Here is an 11,165-nt window from a genome sequence, read left to right as displayed (position 1 = left end):
AGCATAAAGAGATTGTAGTGCATAGACGCACTGTGCTCAAGTGCATTGATTAACATTAAGTTGGTGTGTTGGGCTCAATGGTAACTTTCATACCGGAAGTAAAATTATCACGCATATTGGGGAGTTAGATGCTAACGATCGTAATCCTCTTCCATTCTGCGTTCTTCGTCTTCTAACTGACGCCGTTCCTGATCAAGCTGACGCTGACGGTCATCCAGTTGGCGACGTCGGTCTTCAAACTGGCGACGGCGATTATCATACTGCCTGCGCCGATCGTCACTCATCTGACGCTGCCAGCTTTCATCACGAGCGTCATCATAATCCCGCCCGTTGTCCGGTTTGTATGCGTCGTTAATCGCCTGCTGAATATTGCCGATGGCATCATCGATAATATCCGCCTGCGCCGAAACGGTGGTCATCATCAGCAGAGAGAAAAGTAAGAATGTCGCGGAGCGTTGCATAAAACCAGCCTCATCGAGAAACTCGCCCCACGGTAATCAAAGCGAATTTGCGCGGGTAGCGGAGGAATCTCAATTACGCGAATGCCGCAGCGCTTGCGCCAGTTCTGTGCGGGTAAAGGGTTTACGCAATAACGCCACATCCGGCAGCGCCGGGTTATGGGCCGGACGCAAATCCTGACCGCTCATCAGCAGGATATTCAGCTGCGGATAATGTGCCTGGGCATGATTAACCACATCCACGCCGCTTAAACCACCGGGCAGCATGACGTCGCTGATAAAAATATCAATCTCGGATGAAGCCGCCAGCATATGCATCGCCTGTTCCCCGTTGGCGGCTTCTAATGTCAGGTAGCCCAGCAGGTGTAATTGCTCACACAACGTCTGGCGCACATCAGCCTCGTCCTCAAGCACCAGCACCAGTTTTTCGCCACTATTAGCCGCGTGTTCCGCTATCGGTTCTGCCTCAGCCAGTACCGGCACTACGGCGCGAGGAAGCTGCAACCTGACCGTCGTTCCCTGCCCGGGAGCGCTTTCAATCTCCACACGTCCACCGGACTGACGTACAAAGCCGTAGACCATTGATAACCCCAGCCCGCTGCCGCTGCCGGTCTGTTTGGTGGTGAAAAACGGTTCAAAGACCTGAGCTTTCACCTCCTGCGACATCCCGCAGCCCTGGTCGGCGACCTCCAACATCACCATATCCTGCTTACGCCCATCGCTGCGCGTGACCCGCTGGTTCCAGGTACGGATTTTAATCGTGCCCGCCTGCCCGTCCATGGCGTCACGGGCGTTCATCACCAGATTGATAATGGCATTTTCCAGTTGGCTGACGTCAATCCACGCGGGCCAGGCGGGAGACTGGGCTTCAATCTCCAGCGTCAGCGTGGCCGGGAGCGAATGACGCATCAGTTCGCCCAGGTTTTCCAGCAGCGTTTTCAGCTCCACCGCGTGGGGATGCAAAGATTGCTTGCGCGAAAAGGCCAGCAGCCGCTGGGTAAGTAGCGCCCCGCGCTCGGCGGCTTTAAGCGCCCGATTGACCCGCGGCGCATCGGGTGAGTCTGGGTCCACCAGATCCAGACTGCCAATAATCACCGCCAGCAGGTTATTGAAATCATGCGCTAATCCGCCCGTCAGTTGCCCCACCGCCTTCAGCTTTTGGCTGTGCAGCAGCGCCTCTTCCAGTTCCTGGCGCTCGGTGCGGTCGATTTCCATTTGGCTGGTTTTTTCTTTGAGTAATCGGGTGGTGTGCTCCAGCGAAGCGGTGTTACGGGCAAAGACACTAAAAGCGCGGGCCAGTTCGCCCAACTCATCGCGCCGCTGCAGGGCCGGAACGCTGACGTCCGATTCACCGTGCGCCAGCCGGGTCATCGCCTGCGAAATTGCCGTCAGGTTAGAGCCGAGGTTGCGATAGATATACCAACCGGCAAAACCGGTAATCACTAGGGCCAGCAACGCAAACACCATAATAAACAACGCGCCGGATTGCAGTTCCTGATGGCTTTGCGCCACCCGCTGCTCAGAAATCATCGCCACCTGCGAGGCATATTGATTGATATCGCTATTAAGGATCGCCACCAGCGCTTTGATATGAAACATATACCAGTTGATCGCCAGATCGCTCTGCTCCAGCGCGGAAGAAAGCGGCTCCAGCTTATGCAGTTCCTGATTGAAATCGTTGAGGATTCTGCTTATCAACGGGCTGGAGTGATGTAAAGGCAGCGCGGTCATCACGCTGTCGAGTTGTTTCACTACCGATCGCGGCGTGGGAGTCTCAATGGCGGCAACGATCAAGCGGTCTATTTGCCCCAGCAGCATGTCATCCTGCGCGCCGGTAAGCGTTTGCAGATGGCGCAAATAGCTTTGATTCTGATACAGCGAACTGAGCAGCGCGTTACGTTCCAGATGCCGCCGCTGTCCGCGCTGCAACATACCTTCCACACTGCTTTGTAACTCATTGCTGCGCTGGATAATACGCTCGACCAGCACCGGCTCCTGCTGCGCCAGCGGGGCGCCAGCCAGTTGTTGCAGCGAATGCTTCAGCGCCCGCTGGGTCTCCTGCAACCGCTCCGCTTCACCTTTGTATTCCAGCGCGCCGACCACCTGCGACAGTCGCACCGCCGCCGTTGCTACGTTCGCCGTATCACGCGCCAGGTTCATGCTGCCGGTCATGTCATCAACGGTTTGCTGCTGTACCTGCTCCTGAATTTGACTGGCATGCTGAAACCCCAGCACCGCCACGCCGCTCACCATCAGCGTAACCGCCACCACCAGCAGATTGAAGAACAGTAATCGTCCGCGCGCACTGGCGAAAAAGTGACGTCCCGGTTGCGGCATATCACGCTCCGTGAAGAAAAATCGCAATATGACAAATATGAACGGCTTCTGACATTTTGCATTTACATTCCTGTGATGGACTGCTGATATCGGCCACCCCACAGGAGATCCGCTATGAGCAGGACACCGGTTCTGGAGATGCGCAACATTGCCAAAGCGTTTGGCAAATTTTACGCGCTGAAAGGGGTCGATTTAACCGTCTGGCCGGGGGAGATTCATGCCCTGATGGGCGAGAATGGCGCGGGGAAAAGCACGCTGATGAAAATCCTCGCGGGCGCCTACACCGCCACCAGCGGCGAGATCCTGATTGATGGTCAGCCGTTCCACATTCGTGGGCCAAAAGATGCGCTCAGCGCGGGCATCACGCTGATTTACCAGGAGATGCAGCTGGCGCCCAACCTGACGGTGGCGGAAAATATCTTTCTTGGCAGCGAGCTGTCGCGCGGCGGTCTGGTCCAGCGTAAAGAGATGGTGCTGCAGTCGCAGAAAGTCATCGACCGACTCGGCGCCCAGTTTAAGGCCAGCGATCGCGTGATGACGTTGACCATCGCCGAACAGCAGCAGGTGGAAATCGCCCGCGCTCTGCACCGTAACAGCCGCATTCTGGTGATGGATGAACCCACCGCCGCCCTCTCCTCACGTGAAACCCACCGCCTGTTCGAACTGATCATGCGCCTGCGCGATGAAGGGATGGCGATTATTTACATCAGCCACCGCATGGCCGAAGTGTACGAACTTTCCGATCGCGTCAGCGTCCTGCGCGACGGGCAATACGTCGGTAGCCTGACCCGCGACAAGCTCAACGCCCCTGAACTGGTGCGCATGATGGTGGGCCGTCCGCTAAGCGATCTGTTCAACAAAGAGCGCGATATTCCCTTAGGTAAAGCGCGCCTCAACGTCCACCACCTGACCGACGGTCATAAAGTCCAGCCGTGCAGCTTGTTGGTGCGCTCCGGGGAGATCGTCGGCCTCGCCGGGTTAGTTGGCGCCGGGCGCTCCGAACTGGCGCAACTGATTTTTGGCGTGCGTAAAGCCGTCGGCGGCATGATTGAAGTAGACGGTGAACCGGTGGTGATCCACTCCCCGCGCGAGGCGATTGATCACGGCATCGGCTTTCTGACCGAGAACCGCAAAGAACAGGGGCTGTTTTTAGAACTGGCGGCAGCAGAGAACATCACGATGGCGACGCTGGAGCGCGATGCCAACTGGGGCATGCTCGATCGTAAAAAGGCGCAGGCCATTTCCGATGACGCTATCAAACTGCTCAACATTCGCGTTCCGCACGCGCAGGTACGCGCAGGTGGGCTGTCCGGCGGTAATCAGCAAAAATTGTTGATCTCGCGCTGGGTGGCGATCGGCCCACGCATTTTGATCCTCGATGAACCCACGCGCGGGGTAGACGTTGGCGCGAAAAGCGAGATCTACCGGATCATGAACGACATGGCGCGCAAAGGCGTGGCGATCCTGATGATCTCCAGCGAATTGCCGGAAGTCGTTGGCATGAGCGATCGCGTGTACGTCATGCGCGAAGGCAGCATTGCCGGCGAGCTGAACGGACAGAGTATTACCCAGGAAAATATTATGACGCTGGCGACCGGCGTGAACGACTCCCATCATCAGGCGGTGTCCCATGAATAATCCAACCACTCCCCAGCAGGTGGCGAAATCCACCACCGCAAAAAAGATGCTGATGAGCGATCTGATGCAAACAGTCGGTATCTTGCCGATTTTGATCCTGATTGTGGCGGTATTTGGCTTTATCGCGCCCAACTTTTTCACCGAAAGCAACCTGCTGAATATTACCCGCCAGGCCTCGATCAACATCGTGCTGGCGGCTGGCATGACCTTCATCATTTTGACCGGCGGGATCGATCTCTCAGTTGGCTCGATTCTCGGCACCACCGCCGTTGCGGCGATGGTCGTTTCTCTTATTCCTGAGTTTGCCATGCTGTCGATTCCGGCGGCGCTGATGCTCGGCCTGGTGCTGGGGCTGTTTAACGGTGCGCTGGTGGCTTTTGCCGGGCTTCCGCCGTTTATCGTCACGCTTGGAACCTATACCGCGCTGCGCGGCGCGGCCTATCTGTTGGCCGATGGCACCACGGTGATTAACTCCAACATCAGCTTTGAATGGATCGGCAACAACTATCTCGGCCCGGTTCCGTGGCTGGTAGTCATTGCGTTAGCGGTGGTGGTGGTGTGCTGGTTTATTCTGCGCCGCACCACGCTCGGCGTTCATATCTACGCGGTCGGCGGCAACATGCAGGCCGCACGCTTAACCGGGATCAAAGTATGGCTGGTGCTGCTGTTCGTCTACGGCATCAGCGGTTTGCTTTCAGGTCTGGGCGGGGTGATGAGCGCCTCGCGGCTGTACAGCGCCAACGGCAACTTAGGTATGGGTTACGAGCTGGACGCCATCGCGGCGGTGATCCTCGGCGGCACCAGCTTTGTCGGCGGGATCGGCACCATCACCGGCACGCTGGTGGGGGCGCTGATCATCGCTACGCTCAACAACGGCATGACGCTGATGGGCGTCTCCTATTTCTGGCAACTGGTGATCAAAGGGGCGGTGATCATCATAGCGGTGCTGATCGACAAATACCGTACCCGACATCATCAAAGTGCATAGACAAGCTTACTGGCCTACCCCTTCGCAGGCCTGATAAGCGCAGCGCCATCAGGCGTATAACAACAATACCCTACGTGAGGAAACGAGTATGCGTTTGAAGCCATTAGTGACCGCGCTCTGTGCTGGCGCACTGCTTGCTGCAGCTCCGTTTGTGCAGGCAAAAGAACTGAAATCGATCGGCGTTACGGTGGGCGACCTGGCGAACCCATTCTTCGTGCAAATAACCAAAGGCGCGGAGCTGGAAGCACGCAAGCTGGCGGGTGATAGCGTCAAAGTGACGCTGGTCTCCAGCGGCTACGATCTCGGGCAACAGGTGTCGCAGATCGACAACTTTATTGCCGCCAAAGTCGACATGATCATCCTTAACGCCGCGGACTCCAAAGGCATCGGTCCGGCGGTAAAACGCGCGAAAGACGCCGGGATTGTGGTGGTAGCCGTTGACGTGGCGGCGGAAGGCGCAGACGCGACCATCACCTCCGATAACACTCAGGCGGGTGAAATGGCCTGCAAATACATTACCGACCGTCTGAAAGGGAAAGGCAACGTCGTCATCATCAACGGACCGCCGGTTTCCGCCGTCCAGAACCGTGTGGAAGGTTGCCAGACCGAGTTCAAACGCCATCCGGACATCAAAGTGCTGTCGTATAACCAAAACGCCAAAGGCAGCCGCGAGGGCGGGCTGGAGATCATGACCGCGCTGCTGGCGGCAAATCCGAAGATCGACGGTGTATTCGCCATTAACGATCCCACGGCGATCGGTGCCGATCTGGCGGCAAAACAGGCGCAGCGTAACGAATTCTTTATTGTCGGCGTCGACGGATCGCCAGACGGTGAAGAGGCGCTGAAGCGCGAAAACTCATTATTTGTGGCGACGCCAGCACAAGATCCGCAGGTGATGGCTGCCAAAGCGGTCGAAATCGGCTATGACATACTGCAGGGGAAACCCGCCCCAAAAGAGCCCGTGCTGATCCCGGTAACAATGATCGATAAAAACAACGTTGCCAATTATAAAGGTTGGACGGTGAAATAACCCGCCACAGCAACGCCGGATAGCGGCAAAATGCCTTCTCCGGCCTACAAGATCGGTATCAATTTGTAGGCCGGAGAAGCGCAGCGCCATCCGGCATTATTCTAAGGAGAATTCTGCGATGAAACGCTCCGCAATAAACGAAATCCTTGGCCACACGCGCCAGTTTTTTTCTCTGCACGACGTGCACCTCCCCCCTTTCGCCAGTTTCCCGCCGACCCAATGGCGCAGGCTTGATGCCTCTGCCTGGAGCGAAGTTTTCGACCTTAAGCTCGGTTGGGATGTCACCGCATTTGGCGGCAACAATTTCGCCGCGCAAGGGTTAACGCTGTTCACCCTGCGTAATGGCTCGCCGAAAGGTATGCCTTACGAGAAATGCTACGCCGAGAAAATCATGCATGTTCGCGAGGCGCAGGTCACGCCGATGCATTTTCACTGGCGCAAACGCGAAGACATTATCAATCGTGGCGGCGGTAATTTAATTGTGGAACTGTGGAATGCGGGGCTCCGGGAGCAAACAGAGGATAGCGACGTGAACGTGGTGATTGATGGCTGTCGGCAAACCCATGCCGCGGGCAGCCAACTACGCCTGACGCCGGGGGAGAGCATCTGCCTGCCGCCGGGCCTGTATCACAGCTTCTGGGCGGAAAAAGGTTTTGGCGACGTGCTGGTTGGCGAGGTCTCATCTGTTAATGACGACGACCACGATAACCATTTTCTGCAACCTATCACCCGTTATAACGACATTGAAGAAGATGAACCGGCGCAGCTGGTGCTGTGTAACGAATATCGCTTGTTCCGCTAACCAAGGAGCGCATTATGCCGTTGATATCTCTCGCCGATGGCCTCGCCCATGCCCGTGAGCACCGCTATGCTTTAGGCGCATTTAACGTTCTGGACTCGCATTTCCTGCGCGCCCTGTTTGCCGCGGCTAAACAAGAACGTTCGCCGTTTATTATCAACATCGCCGAAGTACATTTTAAATATATCTCGCTGGATTCTCTGGTCGAAGCGGTCAAATTTGAAGCCGCCAGGCACGACATTCCGGTGGTGCTGAACCTTGACCACGGCCTGCACTTTGAGTCAGTGGTGCGGGCGCTACGCTTAGGTTTCAGTTCAGTGATGTTCGATGGCTCCACGCTGGAGTATGAAGAAAATATCCGCCAGACCCGCGAAGTGGTGAAGATGTGCCACGCCATCGGCGTCTCGGTGGAAGCCGAACTGGGCGCAGTGGGTGGCGATGAAGGCGGCGCGCTGTACGGTCATGCTGACGAATCGTTGTTTACCGACCCGATGATGGCGCGTGATTTCGTCGACAGAACCGGAATTGACGCGCTGGCGGTCGCCATTGGCAATGCGCACGGCAAATATAAAGGCGAACCGGTGCTCGACTTCCCGCGTCTGGACGCTATTCGCCAGCAGGCGGCGATCCCGCTGGTACTGCACGGCGGCTCCGGCATCAGCAATGACGATTTCAAGCGCGCAATTGAACTCGGTATTCACAAAATCAACTTCTACACCGGCATGTCGCAGGCGGCGCTGACAGCAGTAGAGTCACGGATGGCCAATCGCCAGCCGCTGTACGACGAGTTTGCCGAACTGCTGCTGGCTATTGAAGAGGCCATTACCGATACCGTTTCAGAACAAATGCGCATTTTTGGCAGCGCGGGGCAGGTCTGATGGAACGCAAAGGCGTTATCGCCGCAGGCAACATGCTGGTCGATCATGTCCATCAAATTGTGCAATGGCCGGAACGCGGCTGGCTGGCGGAAATCACTCGAAGCGAACGCGCCACGGGTGGTGCGCCGCTGAACGTGCTGCTGACGCTGGCGAAAATGCACACCGGATTGCCGCTGCAGGCGGTGGGGTTAATCGGTCAGGACAGCGACGGCGACTACATCATGGCGATGCTGGAGCAGTATCACGTTAATCGCCAGCATGTGCAGCGCACCACATTCGCCCCCACGTCGATGTCGCAGGTGATGACCGACCCCAGCGGGCAGCGAACCTTTTTTCACTCGCCCGGCGCCAATCGACTACTGGATTTACCCGCCTTTGAGCAACTGGATACCTCGATGAAAATCTTCCATCTTGGCTATCTGCTGCTGCTCGACAGTCTGGACATGCCGGATGAGGAGTACGGGACGCGTAGCGCACGGCTGCTGGCGCAAATGCGCGACAACGGCTTTGAAACGTCCCTGGATCTGGTATCGCGTAAGGGCGACCCGCGCTACCAGCCCCTGGTGATGCCGGCCCTGCGCCATCTCGACTATCTGGTGATTAACGAGCTGGAGGCCGGAGAGTTCAGCGGGCTGGAGATTCGCCAGCCCAACGGCGAGCTGCATATTCCCCATATCGCTACCGCCGCGCGCGAACTGCTGGATGCAGGCGTGCGCCAGCGGGTGGTGATTCACTGTCCGGAAGGTGCCTGGGGTGAAGAACCGGATCGAGCCGGCATCTGGATACCGTCACAGTTACTGGCGCAAGAAGAGATTGTCGGCAGCGTCGGCGCAGGAGATGCGTTTTGCGCCGGATTTTTGTATGGCTGTCATGAGCGCTGGTCGCTGGCAGACAGCATCAGACTGGCACACGCCTGTGCGCGCGCAAGCCTGCTGTGCGCCAACGCGATAGATGGCGCGAAAACGCTGGCAGAGTTAAAAGCGACTATGGCTGATGCCTGATGCGCTGCGCTTATCTGGCCTACGGGGCCGTTATCGCTTTTGTAGGCCGGATAAGGCGTTTACGCCGCATCCGGCAACTGCTGATGCCTGATGCGCTGCGCTTATCAAGCCTACGGCGTTGTTATCGCTTTTGTAGGCTGGATAAGGCGTTTACGCCGCATCGGGCAACTGCGCACGCTCACGCCGCCTTATCGTGATGCTGCACATCGGCGGCAAACACATAGCCCAGCCCACGCAGGGTTTTGATCAGCATTGGCTGGTGCGGGTTGTTCTCTATTTTGCGCCGCAGCCGCATGATTAACACATCAATGGTGCGATCAAATACCTCAACGCTGTCGCTGCGCGTCAGTTCCAGCAATTGCTCGCGGCTGAGCACCCGACGAGCGTTTTGCGCCAGCGCCAGCAGCAGGCTGTACTCACCCTGCGTCAGTTCCACCTTCAGTTGCTGAGGATTATGTAACTGGCAACCGGCGGTATCCAGATGCCAGCCATTAAAGGAAAGCCCCGTGGTTTGCGGGCTGCCGCTTTCAGGCGTCAACACGCCCACGCGTCTGAGCACCGCCTTTACCCGTGCCACCAGCACCCGCGCATTGAACGGTTTCCCAATATAGTCGTCAGCGCCCATTTCCAGCCCGACCACCACATCCGACTCACTACCTAAGCCCGTCAGCATGACTACCGGTAATCCGGGCCTCATCTTTTGCACCTGCTGCAGCACCATCAGACCGTTGATATCGGGCAACATCATGTCCAGCAATACCAGAGCGATATCCGGCTGAGTCTCAATGCAGCGCAGCGCCTCCTGTCCGCTATGGCACGCGCTCACTGCAAAGACGTGCTCGCTCAGCACATCCTGTAATAGCGTGCAGACAGCCTCGTCATCATCCACAACCAGTATGGCTGGCTTCATTGTTTTTCCCCATTTCTGGCCAACTTAAATGAGTGTGATTGATTCTGCACAGAGTGACAGCGATAAGGCACAAGGATATGCGGGAAACATAACCTCGGTCACACTGCCGGACCGTCACGTATTGGAGATTCGTCACGTCAAATATGACGACAGCCTGTTTTTCGTCAGAGTTTTGACCAAAAATCGCCCGTAATATCGACTAATGCCCCTGAAAAAAACATGGCATAAAAGATGCATAAGCAAAGCGACAAGCGCGTATGCGCGATTTGATTAACTGGAGCGAGACCGATGAAAAAAGTCGTCACGGTTTGCCCATATTGCGCATCAGGTTGCAAAATCAACCTGGTGGTCGATAACGGCAAAATCGTCCGGGCTGAGGCGGCGCAGGGGAAAACCAACCAGGGTACCCTGTGTCTGAAGGGCTACTATGGCTGGGATTTTATTAATGATACCCAGATACTGACCCCTCGTCTGAAAACCCCAATGATCCGTCGCCAGCGTGGCGGCAAACTGGAATCTGTTTCCTGGGATGAAGCGCTGAATTACGTCGCCGATCGCCTGAGCGCCATCAAAGCGAAGTACGGCCCGGACGCTATTCAGACGACCGGTTCATCTCGCGGTACAGGTAACGAAACCAACTATGTAATGCAAAAATTCGCGCGCGCCGTTATTGGTACCAATAACGTCGACTGCTGCGCTCGCGTCTGACACGGCCCTTCGGTTGCAGGTCTGCACCAATCGGTCGGTAACGGCGCAATGAGTAATGCTATCAATGAAATTGATAACACGGATTTAGTGTTCATCTTCGGGTATAACCCGGCGGATTCCCACCCGATCGTGGCGAATCACGTGATTAACGCTAAACGTAACGGGGCGAAAATTATCGTCTGCGATCCGCGCAAAATTGAAACCGCGCGTATTGCCGACATGCACATTGCGTTGAAAAACGGCTCGAACATCGCGCTGCTCAACGCCATGGGGCATGTCATCATCGAAGAAAAACTGTACGACCAGGCGTTCGTCGCCTCCCGTACAGAAGGATTCGAAGAGTACAGCAAGATTGTCGAAGGCTATACGCCGGAGTCCGTCGAAGATATCACGGGCGTTAGCGCGCACGATATTCGTC

The 11,165-nt window shown here is 56.5% G+C and carries 10 protein-coding genes; 7 read left to right on the top strand and 3 right to left on the bottom strand.

Features of this window, described 5'->3' with window-relative positions; translation table 11 throughout:
* Positions 1–131: 131 nt before the first annotated feature.
* On the bottom strand, positions 132–461 hold the full coding sequence (yjdP, locus tag KQJ18_RS17585) for a DDRRRQL repeat protein YjdP (protein WP_069325126.1): 330 nt from the start codon (positions 459–461) through the stop codon (positions 132–134).
* 69 nt (positions 462–530) lie between these two features.
* Positions 531–2,795, bottom strand: coding sequence for a hybrid sensor histidine kinase/response regulator (locus KQJ18_RS17580; protein WP_216422390.1), 2,265 nt, complete (start codon positions 2,793–2,795; stop codon positions 531–533).
* A gap of 114 nt (positions 2,796–2,909) precedes the next feature.
* Between KQJ18_RS17580 and KQJ18_RS17575 the strand changes: the two genes are divergently transcribed.
* From KQJ18_RS17575 to KQJ18_RS17550, 6 genes are all read left to right on the top strand, one after another.
* The gene (locus KQJ18_RS17575) at positions 2,910–4,433 is read left to right on the top strand and encodes a sugar ABC transporter ATP-binding protein (RefSeq protein WP_038636350.1); all 1,524 of its coding nucleotides are present in this window, start codon (positions 2,910–2,912) and stop codon (positions 4,431–4,433) included.
* The gene (locus tag KQJ18_RS17570) at positions 4,426–5,421 is read left to right on the top strand and encodes a ribose ABC transporter permease (RefSeq protein WP_038636347.1); all 996 of its coding nucleotides are present in this window, start codon (positions 4,426–4,428) and stop codon (positions 5,419–5,421) included. The genes KQJ18_RS17575 and KQJ18_RS17570 overlap by 8 nt, the downstream gene beginning before the upstream one ends.
* An 88-nt stretch (positions 5,422–5,509) precedes the next feature.
* Positions 5,510–6,451 (top strand): ABC transporter substrate-binding protein, encoded by a 942-nt coding sequence (locus tag KQJ18_RS17565; protein WP_042312943.1) that lies wholly within the window; start codon positions 5,510–5,512, stop codon positions 6,449–6,451.
* 118 nt (positions 6,452–6,569) lie between these two features.
* Positions 6,570–7,253: a D-lyxose/D-mannose family sugar isomerase gene (locus KQJ18_RS17560; RefSeq protein WP_087856526.1), complete on the top strand. Its 684-nt coding sequence runs from the start codon at positions 6,570–6,572 to the stop codon at positions 7,251–7,253.
* A 14-nt stretch (positions 7,254–7,267) separates the two neighbouring features.
* Complete coding sequence (locus KQJ18_RS17555; protein WP_110496213.1) at positions 7,268–8,128, top strand: ketose 1,6-bisphosphate aldolase; 861 nt, start codon at positions 7,268–7,270, stop codon at positions 8,126–8,128.
* The gene (locus tag KQJ18_RS17550) at positions 8,125–9,129 is read left to right on the top strand and encodes a carbohydrate kinase family protein (protein ID WP_087856527.1); all 1,005 of its coding nucleotides are present in this window, start codon (positions 8,125–8,127) and stop codon (positions 9,127–9,129) included. The genes KQJ18_RS17555 and KQJ18_RS17550 overlap by 4 nt, the downstream gene beginning before the upstream one ends.
* 178 nt (positions 9,130–9,307) lie before the next feature.
* Here the strand turns inward: KQJ18_RS17550 and KQJ18_RS17545 are convergent, their stop codons facing one another.
* Positions 9,308–10,039: a response regulator transcription factor gene (locus KQJ18_RS17545; protein WP_042312951.1), complete on the bottom strand. Its 732-nt coding sequence runs from the start codon at positions 10,037–10,039 to the stop codon at positions 9,308–9,310.
* A 288-nt stretch (positions 10,040–10,327) separates the two neighbouring features.
* Between KQJ18_RS17545 and KQJ18_RS17540 the strand changes: the two genes are divergently transcribed.
* Positions 10,328–11,165: molybdopterin-dependent oxidoreductase (locus KQJ18_RS17540; protein WP_216422389.1), on the top strand; the 838-nt coding region annotated here is incomplete at its 3' end.

Origin of the sequence: Citrobacter sp. S55_ASV_140 (genome assembly GCF_018919505.1) — a bacterium.
In the GTDB taxonomy this organism is placed as follows: domain Bacteria; phylum Pseudomonadota; class Gammaproteobacteria; order Enterobacterales; family Enterobacteriaceae; genus Citrobacter; species Citrobacter werkmanii.
Note: the sequence above shows the minus strand (reverse complement) of the source record. Positions and strands in the feature narration are given on the sequence as shown.